Source organism: Pseudomonas agarici (assembly GCF_001543125.1).
In the GTDB taxonomy this organism is placed as follows: Bacteria; Pseudomonadota; Gammaproteobacteria; order Pseudomonadales; family Pseudomonadaceae; genus Aquipseudomonas; species Aquipseudomonas agarici.
The window spans coordinates 327,105-347,446 of record NZ_CP014135.1; the positions used below are offsets into that span (position 1 = coordinate 327,105).

At 62.6% G+C, this 20,342-nt stretch carries 18 protein-coding genes; 4 read left to right on the forward strand and 14 right to left on the reverse strand.

What is annotated here, in order from left to right; all coding sequences use genetic code 11:
• Position 1: 1 nt before the first annotated feature.
• The 14 genes from madL to pilG all read right to left on the reverse strand — a co-directional run bounded on the left by madL (position 2) and on the right by pilG (position 16,762).
• Positions 2-418 (reverse strand): malonate transporter subunit MadL, encoded by a 417-nt coding sequence (gene madL / locus AWM79_RS01520; RefSeq protein ID WP_017130455.1) that lies wholly within the window; start codon positions 416-418, stop codon positions 2-4.
• Positions 419-482: 64 nt separating this feature from the next.
• Entirely contained in the window at positions 483-1,412 is a 930-nt protein-coding gene (gene mdcH, locus AWM79_RS01525; RefSeq protein WP_017130456.1) for a malonate decarboxylase subunit epsilon, read from the reverse strand.
• Positions 1,409-2,038 carry a malonate decarboxylase holo-ACP synthase gene (locus AWM79_RS01530; protein ID WP_060781984.1) on the reverse strand — a complete coding sequence of 210 codons (630 nt, stop codon included), beginning with the start codon at positions 2,036-2,038 and terminating at the stop codon, positions 1,409-1,411. Before AWM79_RS01530 ends, mdcH begins: the two co-directional genes overlap by 4 nt.
• Positions 2,039-2,044: 6 nt before the next feature.
• Positions 2,045-2,848, reverse strand: coding sequence for a biotin-independent malonate decarboxylase subunit gamma (gene mdcE / locus AWM79_RS01535; RefSeq protein WP_060781985.1), 804 nt, complete (start codon positions 2,846-2,848; stop codon positions 2,045-2,047).
• Positions 2,845-3,696 carry a biotin-independent malonate decarboxylase subunit beta gene (locus AWM79_RS01540; RefSeq protein WP_017130459.1) on the reverse strand — a complete coding sequence of 284 codons (852 nt, stop codon included), beginning with the start codon at positions 3,694-3,696 and terminating at the stop codon, positions 2,845-2,847. Before AWM79_RS01540 ends, mdcE begins: the two co-directional genes overlap by 4 nt.
• Positions 3,689-3,988, reverse strand: coding sequence for a malonate decarboxylase subunit delta (locus AWM79_RS01545; RefSeq protein WP_017130460.1), 300 nt, complete (start codon positions 3,986-3,988; stop codon positions 3,689-3,691). Before AWM79_RS01545 ends, AWM79_RS01540 begins: the two co-directional genes overlap by 8 nt.
• Complete coding sequence (locus AWM79_RS01550; protein ID WP_060781986.1) at positions 3,988-4,980, reverse strand: triphosphoribosyl-dephospho-CoA synthase; 993 nt, start codon at positions 4,978-4,980, stop codon at positions 3,988-3,990. Before AWM79_RS01550 ends, AWM79_RS01545 begins: the two co-directional genes overlap by 1 nt.
• Positions 4,981-6,657 carry a malonate decarboxylase subunit alpha gene (gene mdcA, locus AWM79_RS01555; RefSeq protein ID WP_017130461.1) on the reverse strand — a complete coding sequence of 559 codons (1,677 nt, stop codon included), beginning with the start codon at positions 6,655-6,657 and terminating at the stop codon, positions 4,981-4,983.
• Positions 6,658-6,908: 251 nt separating this feature from the next.
• Positions 6,909-7,364, reverse strand: a complete 456-nt coding sequence (locus AWM79_RS01560) for a chemotaxis protein CheW (protein ID WP_017130462.1) — start codon at positions 7,362-7,364, stop codon at positions 6,909-6,911.
• Positions 7,357-13,275, reverse strand: a complete 5,919-nt coding sequence (locus AWM79_RS01565) for an Hpt domain-containing protein (protein ID WP_060781987.1) — start codon at positions 13,273-13,275, stop codon at positions 7,357-7,359. The genes AWM79_RS01560 and AWM79_RS01565 overlap by 8 nt, the downstream gene beginning before the upstream one ends.
• 7 nt (positions 13,276-13,282) lie before the next feature.
• Complete coding sequence (locus AWM79_RS01570) at positions 13,283-15,340, reverse strand: methyl-accepting chemotaxis protein (protein ID WP_060781988.1); 2,058 nt, start codon at positions 15,338-15,340, stop codon at positions 13,283-13,285.
• A gap of 50 nt (positions 15,341-15,390) precedes the next feature.
• Positions 15,391-15,930: a chemotaxis protein CheW gene (locus AWM79_RS01575; protein ID WP_017130464.1), complete on the reverse strand. Its 540-nt coding sequence runs from the start codon at positions 15,928-15,930 to the stop codon at positions 15,391-15,393.
• 12 nt (positions 15,931-15,942) lie between these two features.
• Positions 15,943-16,308, reverse strand: a complete 366-nt coding sequence (gene pilH, locus AWM79_RS01580) for a twitching motility response regulator PilH (RefSeq protein WP_017130465.1) — start codon at positions 16,306-16,308, stop codon at positions 15,943-15,945.
• Between the two features lie 46 nt (positions 16,309-16,354).
• Positions 16,355-16,762: a twitching motility response regulator PilG gene (pilG, locus tag AWM79_RS01585; RefSeq protein ID WP_017130466.1), complete on the reverse strand. Its 408-nt coding sequence runs from the start codon at positions 16,760-16,762 to the stop codon at positions 16,355-16,357.
• Between the two features lie 251 nt (positions 16,763-17,013).
• On the opposite strand from pilG, the gene gshB reads away from it, so the two are divergent.
• From gshB to ruvX, 4 genes are all read left to right on the forward strand, one after another.
• The gene (gene gshB, locus AWM79_RS01590) at positions 17,014-17,970 is read left to right on the forward strand and encodes a glutathione synthase (RefSeq protein ID WP_017130467.1); all 957 of its coding nucleotides are present in this window, start codon (positions 17,014-17,016) and stop codon (positions 17,968-17,970) included.
• Between the two features lie 77 nt (positions 17,971-18,047).
• Positions 18,048-18,941, forward strand: coding sequence for an energy transducer TonB (locus tag AWM79_RS01595; protein ID WP_017130468.1), 894 nt, complete (start codon positions 18,048-18,050; stop codon positions 18,939-18,941).
• Positions 18,942-19,271: 330 nt separating this feature from the next.
• Complete coding sequence (locus AWM79_RS01600) at positions 19,272-19,841, forward strand: YqgE/AlgH family protein (protein ID WP_017130469.1); 570 nt, start codon at positions 19,272-19,274, stop codon at positions 19,839-19,841.
• On the forward strand, positions 19,841-20,278 hold the full coding sequence (gene ruvX, locus AWM79_RS01605; RefSeq protein WP_017130470.1) for a Holliday junction resolvase RuvX: 438 nt from the start codon (positions 19,841-19,843) through the stop codon (positions 20,276-20,278). The genes AWM79_RS01600 and ruvX overlap by 1 nt, the downstream gene beginning before the upstream one ends.
• The last annotated feature ends 64 nt before the right edge of the window (positions 20,279-20,342 follow it).

The following is a 20,342-nucleotide window of genomic DNA, read 5'->3' on the forward strand; positions in this document are numbered from 1 at the left end:
ATCAGCGTCCTCCCGCGACAGGAGCGACGGGCAGCACATCCACTGGCTCATCCGGTAACGGTTCGCCCTTGTAAGTCCGGCTGATCAGGGCAATGGTGCAACCGCAGACCACCACCGAACCAATCGCCGCCAGTACCGCCACCGGCCCGCCATGAAGCGCCGTGACCACGTTCTGATTGGCGGCCATGGCGACCACCACTGGAATGTACATGGCGCCCCAGAAACCGACACCCATCTCGCAGTCCTTGGTCATGCCGCCGTGCTTGTGCATCCACAACCGCGCACAGATCAGCAGGATCATCGCGATCCCGACCCCGCCGACATTGGACTTCACGCCCAGCAACACGCCGAGCATGTCTCCCAGAATCACCCCTGCCAACGTACAGATCGCCAACAGCGCCACACCGTAGATAATCATTTTGTCGTCCTCGCATCGCATTGTCGAAGTTGTTGTTTTTGTCCTTCGAAGCAGCAGCCGGTGTTTATCGGTGACGGCGTCCCTCCTCATCCAGCAGCGCCTTGAGGTTGTCCAACCGGGAACCATCGAAGGCGATGACGGTGCCTGATTCGAACACCCGGCGCGCCAAGCCGGTCAATACCGCACCGGGAGGCAATTCGATCTGCAGGCGAGCGCCACGCTCGTAGGCGCTTTGCACGGTCCCGCGCCAATCGACCACCCGGCACATGTTGAATGCCAGGTCATCGCGGATCTGTTCGGCGGTGCGCAGCAGCCGTGCGCTGCTGGCGCTGAGGTAGCTCAAGCGCGGTGCCCGCATCGATATCTTGGCAAACGCCTCAGCCAATACCTGGGCAGGCTCGTCCAGCAACGGACAATGGGACGGCACGCTGACTGCCAGGCGCCGCGCTGCGCCGTTCCCGCTCATCAAGGCGACCAGCGCATTCATGCCCGACTCGCTACCGGCGATCACACACTGGTTATCGGCGTTGATATTCGCCAGATAGACCGGCGTGCGCTCACTGTGTACCTGAGCCAATAGTTGGTCGACAGCCGCCAACTCCAGCCCAATCAAGGCCGTCATGCCATAGCCCTGAGGATAAGCCTGTTGCATCAGCTCGCCACGCAGGCTCACCAGCCGCACGGCATCGCCCAGGTCCAGTGATTCGGCGACTACCGCCGCCGGGTAGGCGCCGATGGACAGGCCAGCGACATAGCGCGGCGGCGCGGTGTTTTCCTGCAACAACCGGGTAGCCGCGACACCGGCGACCAACAGGCAGAGCTGGACCGCACGGGTCGAAGCCAGGGCCTGTGGCGTATCCAACTCCTCGATATGCTCGCCCAGCGCATCGTTCGCTTCCCGCAAGCAATCGCGCACGACAGCGGCATCGGGCAACCGCCGCAGCATGCCGGGCTGTTGCGCGCCCTGGCCGGGAAATACCAGTAGGCTGCTCATGCCGCCCACTCCCGGACAGCCCAAGGGTCGACTACCAATACCGCACCTTCGGCCCGCTTGAGCAGGACCCGGCGTGCCGTGCCCGCCCACTCCGCCAGTGCCACCGCGCCCCGTGGCGCCTGCAATTGCAGGTCGACGCGACAGAACGGATTGTCGAGTTGGCGCAGCAGGCCAGCGGCCTGACCACGCGACAACGCTTGCGGTGCACGCACGATCAAGTCCAGGTCGCTCTGTTGATGCAGGATCGGCAAACCGCTGGCCAATTCAAAACCAGCACTGCCGCCGACTCCCCACGCCATGCCCGAGGCATTCAGCAAGGGGCGCAGGTAATGCAGCGCCTGCAATGCCGGCCAGTCGCGCCCGCAATCGGCAATATCGATAAGGTCTTCGGGCCGTACACGACGCTTGACCAGCGTTCGCGGCAGCAGCGTGGCGAAACGCTGCTCACGCAATGCCCCGCGCACCCCCACCGGCACCTGATCCGGTGCCGCCAATGCCCGACGCACCACCACCGGCTGGCCGAGACTCAGCGCCTCACCCACCCAGGCCGGCGCATCGTCCGGCAACTGCACTGGGCTCAACCCCCAGAGCAGGTCGTGGGGGAGAAAATCGTCGTCAGCACACATCGCCGTTCACCATTGCTCGCGCAACAGTTGCCGAACCCGACTGGACGCCGCCCGATTGCTCGCGCCCAGGCGTCCACTCAAGTCAGTACCCTTGGCCGCCACATCGCCGATGGCCTCGATCAGACAGTCCTCTACCTGTGCTACATCGGCGACCGTCGGCTGTTCGATCTGTTCCACGCTCAGGGTTTTCCACAACAGTCCGAGGCTGGCGTAGCTGTCGATGTCATAGGCCATCGGCGGCACGCTGGCGGCCAGGGCTTCCAACTCCTCGACGCTGCGCAACGTCACCCGCGCCGCCGACGCCTTGCCCATGGCGTGGACCATCACTCCAGGATCGCGCAGGGCAATCAGCCGGTTGGCCTGGTAGCCGTGGGCGAGAAATGCCCCGGACATCGCCTTGCCCACCAGCAGCGCAATCACCGCATGTCCCGCCAGACGAGCGCGAGCATAGCTGTCCACCGCCGCGGCCAGGGCCTGGTGAATGCCCAGGGCTTCTTCACCACGCCCGTAAGCCTGGCTCGGCACATCGACAATGGCGATCAGGGCGCGCTTGTCCGCGTTGGCGCTGTCAGCCTCGATCACTTCGTCTACGGCCTTGGCCAGTCCCCAACCTTCCAGCAACCCGACCTCGCCATTGCGGGCCCGGACAAACCGATTGGCCGGGTCGGCCACCACTGCCAGCAACCGAGCCGACCGCCCGCCAAGCTCGATATCCGCGACCTTCAGTGAAGGCGCCAGGCGGGACACTTCGCCAGCACCTGCCGCCAGGGCCTGAAACCAGCGCAAACCGCGCAGGGAATAAGCGTTCATGGGCGATCTCCTTGGAACAGACGGCGTACCGTCGCCGGCTCGATCTGTGGACCGGCATCCAATTCGGTCAACCGCCGCAGGTACCGATCCGCTTGCCGGCTGCGTTGCACGTCGGGCACCCCAGCCGCCAGCAAGCCCGCGACCTGCTCGCGGAGCAACGCCACATCATCGGCCACATAGCGATCCGCCAGGCCGCTGGCGAAACGCTGTTCACCGCCGGTCAGGCTCCAGATAAACGGCCGATCACGGGAGTCGTACTCCTGCAACCCGGCTTCCTGTTCAATCACCTGTGGGCCATTGAGGCCCAACCGGGCTTCCTGAGTCACCAGCAGATAACTGCACAACCCCGCCGCGATGGACATACCGCCAAAGCAACCGACACTGCCGGCCACCACGCCGATCACCGGCTGATAACGGCGCAGGTCGACAATCGCCGCATGAATATCGGCAATGGCCGCCAACCCCAGATTGGCCTCCTGCAACCGCACGCCGCCGGTCTCCAGCAGCAACACAGCACGAGTTGCAATGCCCTTGCGGTTGTCTTCGGCTGCCAGCTCCAGGGCCCCGGCGATTTTCGCACCGCCCACTTCGCCGAGGCTGCCGCCCTGAAATACGCCTTCGATGGCGGCGATGACTACCGGCAGGCCGTCGATAGCGCCTTTGGCGATCACTACACCGTCGTCGGCCTGGGGCACGACGCCCTGGCGTTCAAGCCAGGGCGACATGACCCGCTCAAAGGGATCGAGCAGTTCGCGAAAACTGCCGCTGTCGAGCAGCGCCCGAGCACGCTGGCGGGCACCGAGTTCGACGAAGCTGTGCTTGTGCAATAAACGCTCGCTGTCAGTCATGGCCGATCTCCTCGAAACCTTGCTCCAGACGCAAGCGAACCACACCGGGAGTGGCGCCGAAATCATGGATATCAATGCTCAGCGCCGGCGGCAGTTGGTCAGCAAAGAGTCGCTCGAACAGGTGCTGCCAACGCGCCGAGCTGCCGTTCACCGAGGTCGTCACCTGGATCGACAATCGACCCGGGTGGCCGGGCTCGAGCAGCACTTCCAGATCGCCCGAGCCGACGCAGCCCACCAGCGCACGGCCTTTTGGCGGTTGCCCGGCGGGGAATTCAAAGAACAGCTTTTCCATCACAAGGCTTCCTGTTCGAGGCGGTCGATCAGCAGGCAGGCGGCGAGTAGATCCGCGGCGCCGCCCGGTGAAGCGTTCATCGCCAACAATTGTCGATCCAATTCATGCAGGCGCCGCCGTCCGGCCAGGCTGGCGCTGCCGCCCGCCGCCAGCACCGCGCAAGCGCCCCGTTGCATGGCCTGCAGGCCCGCCATGCCCGCACGGTAGAGCACGCAGGTGTCGGCCAGAGTGGTCATCATTGCGAGCAAGGCATCCAGCCGGGCATGCTGTTCGCCGTGACCGGCAAGCCGGCTGCGCCGCAGTTGCGGCAGGCCAAGCCGGGTCACCGCCGGAAAGCCCGACTGCGCTTCTTCCCGCGCACCGCGAGCGCCATAGCGCTGGGCAACCTGCCTACCGTGGCTGGCGCTATCAGGCGCGTAACGGTCTTCCAGCAAGGCCAGGCACGCAGCGCGCCGGGTGATAGCATTGGCGCCGACACGGCGCGGGTCCAGCGCCGCGCCAGCCACCAGCAGCCCCAAGGCCCAGATCGCCCCGCGATGGGTATTCACCCCGCCGGTGGTCTGCAACATCGTCTGCTCGCCTTCACGACCGATACGGCCCAGGGCCTCACGTAGCGACAGGTCGATGACGTTGGATGAAGGCGGCAAAGCTGCCGGTCTTGGCAAACCAGGATATTGTGCCGAGCCGGCTTGCCTGCGCTCGGCGGCACAACCGTTGTCAATCCACGCGGTGCGGTCTGCCTGATACCCCGCGTCGACAGCAATTGGGCTGGCTATCGCCGCCTCGGCCATTGCCTTGAACATCGGCCACAGCGACAGGGCCGAGGCATGCATCAAGCCCAAGTGCAGATCGCTGTGTGCACCGTTGCCACGCCGATCGACCAACGCTGGCTTGGGCGACAGGTCGGCTTCGTCGATCAGCGCCCGCACCGCGAAATCCGCCAGGCGCTCGGCCAGAAACCACGGTTGGGCTTGCAGATTGAAGGCGTGCATTTACCAGCTCCTGAATTTGGCGGGCGGGGCGTAGAGGCCACCCGACCACTCCACCAAGTCGGCCACGCTTTTGGCTGCCAGCAGCTCACGGCGGGCCTCGGTGCGGCGGATACCGAGGTCCTCGGGCAGCGCGATCAGGCCTTCGCGACGCATCCGCGCCGTATCCTTGAGGTTATGCCGCAAGCCGATGGCGGTGACACCGGCCACGGCAGCGATCATCGCCCGGCGTTCTTCCAGGGAGCGCGCCTTGTACAGATAGGCGATGCCCTCTTCGGTCAGCAGATGGGTGACGTCGTCGCCATAGATCATGATCGGCGCCAGCGCCATGCCGCTTTTTTTCGCCACGTCCACGGCATCGAGGGTTTCGACGAAAGTCGGCTTACCACCCTCCTGGAAGGTCTCGACCATCTGCACCACCAGCTTCTTGCCGCGTTCGAGCAGGGCTTGGGGCGCGTCGCCGGTATCGAGGCGCATATCCAGCCAGGCCGGGGTGCCATGGCGGCGACCGCGTGGGTCATGCCCCATGTTCGGCGCCCCGCCAAAGCCAGCCAGACGCCCACGGGTCACGGTGGAGGAATGACCGTCACCGTCGACTTGCAGGGTCGCGCCGATAAACAGGTCCACCGCATACTGCCCGGCCAATTGACAGAACATCCGGTTCGAACGCAACGAGCCGTCGCGCCCGGTGAAGAACACATCCGGCCGGGCGGCGATGTAGTGCTCCATGCCCAATTCCGTACCGAAACAATGCACGCTTTCGACCCAGCCGCTTTCGATGGCGGGAATCAAGGTCGGGTGGGGGTTGAGCGTCCAGTTGCGGCAGATCTTGCCCTTGAGGCCCAGCGATGCACCGTAGGTCGGCAGGATCAGCTCGATAGCGGCGGTGTTGAAACCGATCCCGTGGTTGAGGGACTGCACGTTGTGTTTTTCGTAGATTCCACGGATCGCCATCATCGCCATCAGTACATGCACAGGCTTGATATGGCGCGGGTCGCGAGTGAACAGCGGCTCGATATAGAAAGGCTGGTCGGCCACCACCACAAAGTCGACCCAAGACGCCGGGATATCCACCCGGGGCAGCTCGCTGACATCATCGACCAACTGATTGACCTGGACGATCACGATACCGTCGCTGAACGCCGCCGGCTCGATCAGCGCCGGGGTGTCCTCGGTGCTGGCGCCAGTGTAGATATTGCCGGCGCGATCGGCCATGAAGCCGGCACTGAGTACCACGTTGGGGATCAGGTCCACCACCAACCGCGCATAGAGTTCGATGTAGGTATGAATGGCGCCGATTTCCAGCAGGCCGTCTTCCAACAACTGGCTGATACGCAGGCTCTGGGTGCCGGCGAAGGAGAAGTCCAGCTTGCGGGCGATACCGCGCTCGAACAGGTCCAGGTGCTCGGCGCGACCGACGCTGGGCATGATCATGTGCAAATCGTGGAGCTTGGCCGGATCGGCTTGCACCAGGGAGCGGGACAGGAAATCCGCTTGCTTCTGGTTATTGCCCTCCAACACCACCCGGTCGCCCGGCATGATCAGGGCTTCCAGGGCAGTGACGATCTTCTCGGTCGGCAACACCACGCCATCGGCGAGGGCCCGCACCAGTTCGAGACGGCGCTGCTTCTCGGCACGCCGCCGCGTCCAGCGCGAGTCGAGGAAATTGGCGGTTGTCATGCTCACTCCACGGGTTCGCTGTCGTGGAGTAGACAGTAGGAGTGAATCGACGGTGCATCAATCAAGCCCAGTGGTGGATTGTTACGCCCAGGTTAATGATCGTGCCGATTCAGCCTGAATAAAGCTCGGCCATGAATTTTTCGACAACAGTCTCAGTGAGGGGCCACTCGTTATCCCGCAATCTTGTGAATTGATCGGACGTTGTGGGAGTCGGATTGCTGGTGAAGACGCCTGCCGCCGTCACACATCGCTCAGGCCAGCCCCGACTCCAGCACCAGGCGCTCCAACCCCAGCAAGTCCGGTACCTTCGCCACCAGGTCGGCAACCTGCACCGCGGCCTTTTCCAGGTGGCACAACGGCACATCGACAAAGCTCAGTTGGCTGTCGAGCTTGTACGAGCGCGGAATGCCCTGGATCACCAAGGCGATAAACTTCAGTTGCGCCCGTCCGCCCAGAGCATTGAGGACCACGATCCGCGACCGCTCGCCGACCGCGATAGCCCCGCCACACGCCGCCTCGAAGCTGATCAGCGGCAGTTGTCGGTCACGCCAGGTGATGGGCCGCAGGTACCATGGCGGCGCATCGCTGGCAGGTTCGCCGCGTTGGTAGTCGATCAGTTCGGCCACCGCGACGTTCGGCAGCAGCAGGTAGCGGTCAGCCAATGGCAGCATCAGTCCGGTCAGGCTGCTCGCTCGATGCTCATACATGAACAGAGCTCCAATGAGCGATACTCTCCAGCAGCACCGACTCCTGGTATGGCTTGCCCAGGTAGTCGTTGACGCCAATGGCCATGGCCCGGTCTCGGTGTTTCTGGCCGGTACGGGAAGTGATCATGATGATCGGCAAATCCTTCAGGCGCGGATGGTTGCGTACCTGGGTCGCCACTTCGAAGCCGTCCAGGCGCGGCATTTCAATATCCAGCAGCATCAGGTCCGGGGTGTGTTCCTGCAACAGGGTCAGCGCATCCACGCCGTCTTTCGCGGTGATCACATTCATGCCGTTGCGCTCCAGTAGCCGGCTGGTGACCTTGCGCACCGTGACCGAGTCGTCCACCACCATGACCAGCGTCGAACGCATCGGCATGTAATCCACCGTCAAGTCGCTCACCGCGCGTGGCACCGGCACCCAGGTTTGAGACCTGCGCAGATGGGCCAGCAGGTCGAGAATCAACACCACTCGGCCATCGCCGAGAATCGTCGCGCCGGATAACCCCGCTACCCCGGCAAACTGTGGCCCCAGGCTCTTGACCGCGATTTCCCGGGTACCGGCAAGGGTGTCCACCTGCAGCGCCACCCGCTGCTCGTTGAAGTGCACCAACAGTACCGGCAAGGCCTGGCTCAGGCCGAGCAACTTGGGCTTGCTGACAGTTTGCAGTAATTCGCCCAGGTAGCGCAGTTCGTAGATTTGCCCGGCGTACTCGTAACGCGGCGGGCTCAGTTGATAATAGCTCTCCAGCTCGTTGGGCAGGACCCGCACGATACCTTCGACGGTGTTCAGTGGGATCGCATACTGCTCATCGCCACACTGCACCATCAATGCGCGGTTCACCGAGACGGTGAACGGTAGGCGGATCTGGAAGTGCACGCCCTGCCCCTTGGTGGAGTCGATGGTCATGGTCCCGCCCAGTTGCCGCACTTCCTCATGGACCACGTCCATGCCGACGCCGCGCCCGGAGATCTGGGTGATGCGCTCGGCGGTGGAGAAGCCCGGCTGGAGGATGAATTGCAACACGTCGCGGTCGCTGATCGGCGTGTTTTCCTCGATCATCCCGCGCTTGATCGCCTTGCGCCGCACGGCATCGAGCGGAACCCCGGCACCGTCGTCGCGGATATCGAAGACGATGTCGCCACCTTCGTGGGACAGGTCCAGAGTGATCCGTCCCTGTTCCGGCTTGCCGGCGGCAAGTCGCACCTGCGCGCTTTCCAGGCCGTGGTCGACGGCGTTGCGCAGCATGTGCTCAAGGGGCGAGATCATGCGTTCGAGGACATTGCGGTCCATCTCGCCTTCGGCATTGCCGACAATAAACTCGACGTCCTTACCCAACTCTCCAGCGACCTGCCGGACAATGCGTTTCAGGCGCGGTACCAAACGCCCGAACGGCACCATCCGCGTGCGCATCAGGCCCTCTTGCAACTCGGTATTGACCCGCGCCTGTTGCAGCAGCAGATTCTTCGCATCCTGGTTGCGTTCGGCCAGGGTTTCCTTGAGGTCCAGCAAGTCGGAGGCCGACTCGAACAAAGCCCGGGACAACTGCTGCAACTGAGAATGGCGGTCCATCTCCAGTGGGTCGAACTCTTCGTAGCCCAGGCGTTCGGCCTCCACCTGCTGGCGGCTGAGGATCCGCCCCTGGGTTTCGCTATCCATCCGCCGCAGTTGATCGCGCATGCGCGAGAGAGTAGTTTCCATTTCGCTGAGCGCGACTTTGGCGTCATTCACCTGCTGCTCGATGCGACCACGGAAGATCGAGGTTTCTCCCGCCAGGTTGACCAGATCTTCCAGGACATCCGCCGAAACCTTGACCATGTCCTGGGGCGCACGCTCAGCCTCGGGCAACGCCGCCTCACGCTTGACCGGCACCGAAGGCGCGGGCTCCGGCGTCACCGGCAACGCGACCAGAGGCTGGCGAGCAAACGCCTGTATCTCGGCAATCAAGGCATTGGCGGGCAACACCGGTTGTGCGTCGCGTGCCGCATCAAGCATCTGCGCCAGGCAGTCATGACCACTGCGCAACAATTCGAACAACGCCTCGCCAGGCTGTAGCTGAGTCGACACGCCTTCGTAGAGAAATTCCAGCTCATGAGCCAGGTCGCCGATGGGCGCAATCTCGACCATCCGCGCGCACCCCTTGAGGGTATGCAGGTCGCGCAGCAGGGTTTCCACTTCCTGGCGGCTCGAGGGGTCGGCCTGCCAGCGCCGTAGCGCTGCGGTAGAGCTTTCGATAATGTCGAAGCTTTCCTCGAGAAACACCTCCAGTAATTCCGGATCGCCGACCGTCGCGGCCAGCTGGGCCGGTCCCGTGGGTTCGACGGACTCGGATTGCCCCGCCTGCTGTCGAAACGCCCGGATATTCTCGATCAAAGCTGTCGGATCGCTCAGGGGCTGTTGACCTTGCAGTTGCTTCAGCAACACGGCGAGCTGATCATGGCTCTTTTGCAGCAACCGCGCCAAGGCCAGGGAATGGCTGAAACGCCGATCCACCAGGTCTTCATAAAGATTTTCCAGATTGTGGGCCAGGTCGCCGACAGGGCCGATCTCGGCCATCCGCGCACCGCCCTTGAGGGTGTGCAGGTCGCGTTGCAGGGACAACAGCGGCGCGGCGTTGTCGGGTTCCTCGAGCCAGCGCAGCAAGGCCAGACCGGCATTGTCGAGAATATCCACCGCCTCCTCGAGGAAGATCGTCACGATCTCGTCATCCAGACCCACTGCGCCTTCAACCCTGGCCGCCTCGGCGGTGGCCGTCGACAGCTCGGTGATGCTCAAGGAACGGCTGCCGTCGGTCCTGATTAGCCCGGTGGCGGACGGGTCAAGGGCTGCGTCGAGCAACTCGCGCAAGGCGCGGACACGCTCCGGTTGCGGGTTGATTTCTTGACCTGCGGCCAACTCGTCGAGCATGTTGATCAAGGCTTCATGGGCCTGCTGGGCCTCATGGAAAAACCGCTCGCTGACCGCCAGGCTGCTCTCTTCGACGGCGCCATAAAGGTCCAGCAAGGCTTCGCACAACTCATCCATCGGCTCCAGGTCGGCGATATGTGCGCCCTGGCTAAGGACGGTCAGTTCGTCCAGCAGGTCGTTGAGCTCCTGGCGCTCGCCGGGGTGCTGCTGCCAGCGCAGTAGCAGGTTCTCGGCATCCAGCAGGATATCCATGCCCTGGGCAAGAAAGTTGTTGATCAGTTGCGGATCGCGCTTGGTTCGCTGGGTGCCGCCAGGCTCGCTCAACAGCGCGTCGAGGCGCCTTGCCAGCACCGCCTCGGTCCGTTGGATCAGTTCCGATGCGCCGCTGATGGTGGCCAGCGGACCGTCGGTCAATTGCTTGAGACCACGACGAAACAAGCCTTCGGCCTGCGACAACAATTCGATTTCTTCCGACCCTAGCGCCAGCAGGTGGGCCTTGAGCTCCCGCGTCAGATGGTCGAGCGGCGCGGCCAGCTCGGCCATCGGTAGGACCCCGGCCATATAGGCGCTGCCCTTGAGGGTGTGCAAGGCCCGTTGCAATTCATCGCTGACCTGCAGCGGCGGGTGCTCGGCGACCTGCTCGAGAAAACGGTTGAGGCTATCGAGGTGAGCGCCAGCTTCGTTGCGGAAGATCTCCAGCAACTGCGGATCGAGATCATCGATCTCGTCGGTGCCATCAGCCTCGTCCCCATCCGAACTCGCCAGCTCATGAGCCCAAACCGCCAGCGAGTCGACATCGTCGCGCTGGCGCTGGACATTCGCGGCAAACTCAGCGATCAGCTCCGGCAGCAGCGCTACTACCTCGGCGATCAGTTGCCGTGCCGCCGGCCCAGGCTCGACGCTGCGCTCAAGAATCCGGTTGAGCAGGTTTTCCACAGCCCAGGCCAGTTCGGCCAGCACCAACGCACGAACCATCCGTCCGCTGCCCTTCAAGGTATGGAAGGCTCGACGCAACTCGGCCAAGGCCGATTTGCTCTCGATATCGGCGCGCCAGCGCGGCAGGTAATCGCGCAGCGCATCGAGGACTTCCTCGGTTTCCTCAAGAAAGACTTCTCGCAACTCATCATCCACGGGTGCTTCACCGGTCGGTGGCGGTAACAGGCTTCCTGGCATCTGCCGGGCCGGTGGGTTGAGCGCCGAGACCGGACTGGCCAGCACATCGGCCAGGGACTGCGCCACTCGCGGATCGTCCAGTGCCTGCGAGCCCTGCATGACCATGGCTTCGCTTGGGCTCAGCACTTCCTCGAGCAACGGCACGTCCAGTTCGACCGGCACATACCCTAGCGCATCGAGACTCTCCTCGGCCTTGTCCAGCTCCCGTTCGCCGGGAGCCTCATGGTCCTCGGTCAAGCGTTCGAGGTAGTATTCGATGCCGGTCAGCGCATCGGCCAGGCAGTCGAGCTGTTGCCAGGACGGCGCCGTCGGGTCCACCAGCAAGTGCTCGCGGACATAGCGGTTGCAGGTTTCCAGCAGGCTCGCCGCACGGTTCAGGGGAATCATCGACAGAGCGCCGCGGACTTGCGTCACCAGCTCGGGCAGCGGCATCAGGCGCTCGCGGTCCCAGCCGGCATCGACACACTCGACGATCAGATCCTTGGCCTGTTGCAGGCAAATCCGTGCCTCCTTGATGACGATCCGGTGAATCTGGGTCAGATCAGTGGTCGGCAGGCGGCTTTCTTCACGGCTTGGCGGTTCCACCGTACCGATCATCCCGGCCAACGTCGCCTCGACATAGAGCAAGGCTCCGGCGACATCCATCAGCACCGCATCATTAGGTTCGCGCTGCCCCTGGGCAAGGCCCAAGACCACCGCCAGTTGGTCGATGATAACCTTGCGCGGCTGGCCGAAGCCGAGCACCGCCAAGGTATCGGCGATCTGCCGCAACGGCGCCAGCAGGCTGGCCAGGTCATCGGTGTGCAGGCGGTCGCTGCGTACAAACAGGTCGAGCCGCTCCTTGACCCGCACCAGCTCTTCGCAGAGCGCCGAGACCACCGAACGCATGGCATCCCGATCAGGGCCGGCAAGGCGTGCGCGCTCTTCGTCCACCGTGGAAGTATCCGGCAACGCCTCGTCCAGGCCGTAACGCGCCTTAAGAACCAGCATCTGCGCGGTAGGCCGCTCGGCCTTGGCGATATAGAACAATAGGCTCTTGAGCAATTCGTCCGGCGCCGCCTGGTTGATGCCGGCGATGCCCTGTTCCAGCAAGCGCTTGAGTTCCTTGTCGGAATCCTTGAGCAGGCTGCGCAAGGCTGGGCTGTTGCCGATAGCACCACTGAGAATGCCTTCGACCAACGCCGAGCCGACCTGCCAGAGTGGGCCTAGCGGAGCGTTCCGGCACAGGCTTTCGAGGCGAGCGAAGACCTTGGCCATATAACCAAAGTTGATCGGATCGTCCTTTTCACGCAGCAACCCGACCAATGCCATCTGCAGCGTCTGCCGCAGCCTGCGCAGCAAGTTCGGCAGCTCCGGCGGGGCCAGACGGGCCAGAGCCACATCATCCAGAGGGGGGACTTCGAGGAGGGTCGGGCTGAACAGGCTGGTTTCCGAGAGCAGGCTTTCACCGTGGGCACTGCGCAGGTCGTTGAGCAGCGGCAACACCACCAACGGCAGGTCGCGCCGGGCGCTGTGCACACGGTCCAGGTACAACGGCAGTTGACCGAAGGCCTGGTGCAACAGGCGCACGGCTTCTTTTTGTTCGGCGACCCGGCCCTGCTGCATGGCCAGCACCAACTGTTCCATTTCTTCGGCCAGTAGGGCTGCGCCGTAGAACTCGACCATCAGCAAGCTACCGTGCACTTGGTGAATGCAGGCCAGACACTGGCCGATGTCCTGGCTCGAACGTCCTGCCTCGTCGAAGGCATCCAGGGCCTGACGGGCCTGTTTCAAGGTATCGGCGATTTCGCCCTTGACCCATTCGAGGGCCACATAGTCGTGCGGGTCGCTCATGCTTGCACTACCGGATTTCACGCGCATCTTGCGCCTGGGGCAAAGTGAAGCCGGAGACCGAACGCCGCAGTTGGCTGGCCATTTTCGTCAGGTTACCAATGCTGTCGGCGGTGGCGGTTGAGCCGGATGAAGTCTGGGTGGTGATCTGCTGGATCACGTTCATGGTCAGCGAAATCTGCCCCGCCGACGAGGTCTGTTGCTGCGCCGCGTTGGAAATGCTCTGGATCAGCGCCGCCAGGGTTTTCGAGACACCTTCGATTTCTTCCAAAGCCACCCCGGCATCCTGCGCCAGCCGAGCGCCGCGCACCACTTCGGTGGTGGTTTGTTCCATGGAAATGACCGCTTCGTTGGTGTCGGCCTGGATCGCCCGCACCAAGGTCTCGATCTGCCGGGTCGCGGCGGAAGACCGCTCGGCCAGGCGCTGGACTTCATCGGCGACCACCGCGAAGCCACGCCCGGCGTCGCCAGCCATGGACGCTTGGATCGCCGCGTTGAGAGCCAGGATATTGGTCTGCTCGGCAATGTCGTCGATCAGGTTGACAATATCGCCGATTTCCTGGGAAGACTCGCCGAGGCGCTTGATACGCTTGGCGGTGTCCTGGATCTGTTCGCGAATATTGTCCATGCCATGGATGGTGTTGTGCACCACTTCGTTACCCTTATTGGCGATTTCCACCGAACGCTCGGCCACCGCCGAGGATTCAGCGGCGTTGGCCGACACCTGATCGATGGATTTGGCCATGTCGCTGATGGCGGCGGACGCCTCACTGATCTGTTGGGCCTGATGCTCGGAGGCTTCGGCCAATTGCATCGCGGTGGCCTGAGTCTCCTGCACGGCGGCGGCCACCTGGCCTGCGGTGAGGTTGATGGTCGCGACCAGGTCGCGCAACTGGTCCACCGAATAGTTGATCGAATCGGCGATGGTCCCGGTGAAGTCTTCGGTCACCGAGGCAGTCACGGTCAGGTCGCCAGCGGCCAGGTCCTCTATTTCATCCAGCAGGCGCATGATCGCATGCTGGTTGCGCTCGTTTTTTTCGGCGGTTTCGTGCAGTTGCCGGTTGGTTTCGCGAACCATCACCAGGCCGATCAGAATGATCGAGGCCAGCGCCAGCAGGCCCAGGACATAACCGCCGAGGGTGTCGAGGGAGCGCCCGCTGGCGAGGTTTTCGAAACCATTGGCTAGCTGCGAAGCTTCGTCCAGCAGGGTTTGCGAAAGGCTGAAGATATTGCTGGCGGACTCGCGGACCTGAAACAACTCCGGCGATGTCTGAAGAATCTCGTCGACGGAGCCGGAGACAAACTCGAAGAGTTCGGCAATATCCCCGAGACGGGCGCGGGCGTCCTTGTCTTCGACCTGGGAAATCTTCAGCGCCGCATTGCCCCGCAGCATGCCGTTGAGCACCTGACCGAAGCGCACCGCATCACGCCTGAAGACATCGGCAGCCTGGGACGCGGCTTCCCCGCCGGCTAGCACGGTGTTCACCGCACCGAGAATACGTTCCGCAAGCAATGATTGGCGCTGGGCCATCACTATTTGGGTCGCCGGTGCGCCGCGTTGCAGAAGGATTTCCACGACCTTTTCGTATTCGACCTGCAACTGCGGCACCGTTTCGGCCAGGGTCGCGGCCACCTGGTGTAGAGACAACACAGTCTGTTCACTGGCGAGGATCGCGTCGGTGTCCTTCAGCAGGCTCTCCCAATCCTGCTGCACCGCCCACATTTCGCTGCGCACGACGGACGGTGCCGCGGGCAAGCCGGTGGCCGGGTCACCCTTCTTCAGGTAGCCCCAGCGCTGGGCGAAGTCGTTGCGCGCATCGCCGAGCAACTTGAACGCCGCAGCCTTGCCGGAAGCCGCCTCGGTGGCGTTTTTGGCGATACGCTGAGACAACACCCGCAGTTCGCCGGCGTGGCTGATGTATTGCTTGTCGTAGTTGGACTGAGTGTTCAGGTAGGCGAAGTTGGCAAACAACAACATGATGAACACAATTAGCGCGATAAACAGCGCGATGATCTGCGAACGACTGCGCGAAGCCCCCCGGGGCTCGCTGGTGTGGGCTTTAATCATCGATCAGGCTCCCCGCCTGTACCGTCGAGACTGAACGGACGTCCATGGCGTCAGGCCGCCACATCGAGAAAGCCCGGCGCCTGTGCCAGGACAAACGGGCTGAAGATCCACCAATTGCGCTCTCGTTCGAAACAGCCCTGTACAAACGGTGCCACCATCCGCTCCGGGCTCTCGGCTGAATGCATCTGCAAGCTGCCCTGGGGAAAGTGCTGCATGCCCGCCAACTCATCCACCAGCAGGCCGGCGAACACCTCCTTGTATTCCACCACCAGCACCCGTCGCTGTTTGCGCAACACCGACGACTCATGGCCGAAGAAACCGCACAGGTCCATGATCGGCAACAATCGCCCGCGCAGGTTGGCAATGCCTCTGACCCAGGGCTTCACCCCTGGCAACAGGGTGTAGCGAGGTTCATGGAGAACCTCGGCCACTTCGCCCATCGGTGCCACGTACCACTGCTCGCCAAGCCGAAAACCGATGCCACTCCAAGTATCCGGGCGGTTTTCCTGGGACGGCAAGCCCGCCGCCAGCAGCCGGCAGCGCTGGTCGATTTCCAGCAGCAACTGGAAGGCGGTCTGCGAATCAGCCATGGGCGTCGGCCGTCAACCGGCCAAGACGTTGTTCAGCGTCTGGAGCAGGGTCTCTTCCTCGACCGGCTTGGTCAGGTAGTCCCTGGCGCCCTGGCGCGTGCCCCAGACCTTGTCGGTTTCCTGATCCTTGGTGGTGATGATGATCACCGGGATCGCCGTAGTTTGCGGATCCTTGGTCAACTGGCGGGTCGCCTGGAAGCCGTTAAGGCCAGGCATGACGATGTCCATCAGGACCGCGTCGGGCTTTTCCTGGCGGGCCAGGGCCACGCCGTCGGCGCCATTCTCGGCTTTGAGGACTTCATGGCCGTGTTTTTCCAGCATGCCGGTCAGTTTGTACATTTCAGTCGGCGAATCATCGACGATCAGGATGCGTGCCATGGTGTTCCCTCTATTCTCATAAAACGGACGACCCACCGGCCACCCGTCAACGTACTTGTTCCACTGCCCCGAACCCCGGTACATGGGCCTTGATTGCCTCCAGCAACTCCTCTTTGCTAAACGGCTTGGTCAAAAACCGATCCGAGCCGACGATGCGCCCCTTGGCCTTGTCGAACAAACCGTCCTTGGAGGACAGCATGATCACCGGGGTCGATTTGAACGCATTGTTGTTCTTGATCAGGGCACAGGTCTGATAACCATCCAGACGCGGCATCATGATGTCGACAAAGATAATATCCGGATGATGATCGGCAATCTTGGCCAACGCCTCGAAACCGTCGACGGCCGTGATGACTTCACAACCGACATGCTTGAGCAGCGTTTCGGCGGTGCGACGAATCGTCTTGGAGTCATCGATGATCATAACTTTCAAAGCGCTGGAGTGCTGTTCCATATCTGTTCTACCCTCGCCACAGCGACTGGTTTTCTACAGGCTCCCGCTTTTTTCGGGCGCGACACCCTGGATGTGGAGGGACTTCGTACAGGATGCGCACCTTTTTAGCACAGTCTCCCCCCGCAATCCATGAGCGGCCTCGGAGCCAGAGCCACAGGCGGTTTTTCCTTGACCGCAAACAGCCGGAGCGCCACTCTGACAGCCCTTTTTCAAGCCATTGCGGCCGTCGCGGCCAACAGAGGATATAGCCCATGAGCGTTCGTCTCGGGATTGTCATGGACCCCATCGCCAGCATTTCCTATAAGAAGGACAGCTCGCTGGCCATGTTACTGGCTGCCCAGGAGCGCGGCTGGACATTGTTCTACATGGAACAGCAAGACCTTTATCAGGATGCCGGCGGCGTGGCCCGGGCGCGGATGAAACCCTTGAAGGTGTTTACCAACCCCGAGCACTGGTTTGAGCTGGAAGCCGAGACCGACGCAGCCCTGGGCGAGCTGGACGTGATCCTGATGCGCAAGGATCCGCCGTTCGACATGGAATTCGTCTACTCCACCTATCTGCTGGAACAGGCCGAGCGCGCCGGTGTACTGGTGGTGAACAAGCCCCAAAGCTTGCGCGACTGCAACGAAAAACTGTTCGCCACCCAGTTCCCGCACTGCACGCCGCCGACCCTGGTCAGCCGTCGGGCGGATGTCCTGCGCGAGTTTGCCGCCCAGCACGGCGACGTGATCCTCAAGCCGCTGGACGGCATGGGCGGCACCTCGATCTTCCGCCACAGGGTTGGCGACCCGAACCTGTCGGTGATCCTCGAGACCCTGACCGTCCTCGGCACTCAACAGATCATGGCCCAGGCCTACTTGCCAGGGATCAAGGACGGTGACAAGCGCATCCTGATGATCGATGGCGAACCGGTGCCGTATTGCCTGGCACGGATCCCGGCTGCCGGCGAAACCCGCGGCAACCTGGCCGCTGGCGGTCGTGGCGAAGCCCGCCCGTTGACCGACCGCGACCGCTGGATCGCCGCCCAGGTCGGCCCGACCTTGCGCGAAAAAGGCCTGCTATTCGTCGGCCTCGACGTGATCGGCGAGCACCTGACGGAAATCAACGTCACCAGCCCCACCTGTATTCGCGAAATCGACAATGCCTTCGGCACCAACATCGGCGGCCTGCTGATGGATGCCATCGAGCAGAAGCTCAAAAGCCGTTGATATAGAACCGCCGAGATGAAACCAACATTGCGTTATCATGCATCGGCCCTGATACGCGTGATGTTGGTTTTCTGGTCATGACACTCCCCGCCGATCTGCCCTCCGAACTCTCCCGCACCGGCGTGCGTCCAGCCGATCGGCTGGGTTTTACCTTGTTTATCGCGGCCTTGATCCACCTCGCGCTGATTCTCGGCATCGGCTTCAGCTTCGTCGAGCCCAAACAGATCAGCCGGACCCTGGAAATCACCCTGGCCACGTTCAAGAGCGAGACCCAGCCCAAAAAGGCCGACTTTATCGCCCAGGAGAACCAGCAAGGCAGCGGCACCCTGGACAAGAAGGCAATCCCCACTACCACCTCGGTCGCGCCGTTCCAGGACAACACCGTCAACCAGGTAACTCCGCCGCCGGTCAAGCAGCAAGTCGAGAAAGCCACCCCCAAGGCGGCTGTCGCCACCGTCACGCCGAAGCCGAAAAAAACCGTCACCCGCGAAGAAGCCAAGGTGCAAGCCGCGCCCAAGGCCCAGACGCCAACGTTCGACAGCTCACAACTGTCCGACGATATCGCCAGCCTGGAAGCCGAACTGGCCCAGGAACAGCAGTTGTACGCCAAGCGTCCGCGTATCCATCGCCTGAGCGCGGCTTCTACCATGCGCGACAAGGGAGCCTGGTACAAGGACGAATGGCGCAAGAAGGTCGAGCGGATCGGCAACCTCAACTACCCCGAAGAAGCGCGGCGTCAGCAGATCTACGGCAACCTGCGGCTGATGGTCTCGATCAACCATGACGGTTCGCTGTATGAGGTGCTGGTGCTGGAGTCGTCCGGGCAACCCCTGCTGGACCAGGCGGCCCAGCGCATCGTGAGGCTGGCGGCGCCCTTCGCGCCCTTTACCGGCGATCTAGCGGACATCGACCGCCTGGAAATCATCCGCACCTGGCGTTTTGCCCGAGGCGACAAGCTGTCCAGCAATTGATGCATCAGTACTGTTTGTCCGCGTGCCGGGGTACGGAATGTTGAATCACCGACATCCGTGGTTATTAGAGCGAACCCCACTTGGCGAGCGTTTGAGCAACCTAAATGCCCTCGCCACAATCGGTAATCATCCTGAGCTTGTCGGTCATGAAAAACGCCGCGATAGGTGCATTTTCCACCCATCGGGGTGTCCGGGAAAATTAAACCACCACATTCTGTTTCGGTATTTTTCACTTTGGCTGTTCTTTTCTTTTTATTATGTCCAAGGTCCCCACTGCCCCGGTGGTGAGCGGGCTTGTCAGCTCGCCCGCCCAACGCCACACTAGAGTTCATGAAAAATCTCACCCCGACTTACCTCAAGCATCACTTCCTGATCGCCATGCCGCATATGGCCGACCCGAATTTCGCGCAGACCTTGACCTATATCGTCGAGCACACCGCGAACGGTGCCATGGGCTTGGTTATCAACCGTCCACAGTCCCTGAACCTGGCCGATATTCTCGAACAGTTGCGCCCGGATATCGATCCGCCAGGACTCTGCCAGCATGTGCCGATCTACTCCGGCGGTCCGGTGCAGACCGATCGCGGTTTTGTCCTGCACCCAATCGGCAAGACCTATCAGGCCACCGTCGAACTCGAAGGCCTGGCGCTGTCGACATCCCAGGATGTGCTGTTCGCCATCGCCGACGGTATCGGCCCGCCACGCAGCCTGATCGCCCTTGGCTATGCCGGCTGGGAAGCTGGGCAACTGGAAGCCGAACTGACCGATAACGCCTGGCTGACCTGCCCGTTCTCCCCCGATATCCTTTTCGAAACCGACAGCGATGCCCGCCTGGCCGCCGCCGCCGCCCAGTTGGGCGTCAACCTCAGTCTGCTCACCAGTCAGGCGGGCCACGCCTGATGACCACTATCCGCCTATTGCTGGGCTTCGATTACGGGACCCGGCAGATCGGCGTCGCCGTCGGCCAGATGATCACCGGCCAAGCCCGCGAGCTGTGTACCCTCAAGGCGCAGAACGGCATTCCCGATTGGAGTCAGGTCGAAGCCCTTATCAAGGAGTGGCAACCCGATGCCGTGGTGGTCGGCCTGCCCTTGAACATGGACGGCACACCCAGTGAGATGTGCGCTCGTGCGGAAAAATTCGCCCGCCGGCTCAACGGTCGCTACAACGTGCCTTTTTTCACCCAGGATGAACGCTTGACCACTTTCGAGGCCAAGGGTGAGCGCCTGGCCAAGGGCGGGCAGAAAGGCACCTATCGCGATAACCCGGTGGACGCTATCGCCGCCAAGCTGTTACTGCAAAGCTGGATCGAAGAAAACCCTGCACCCCAACTCTGAAGGCGTTTGACGCCCCACCGTTTCAGCCCCCGCCGCGCTTGCCGGGCGAGGGCCTTGAAGGAGC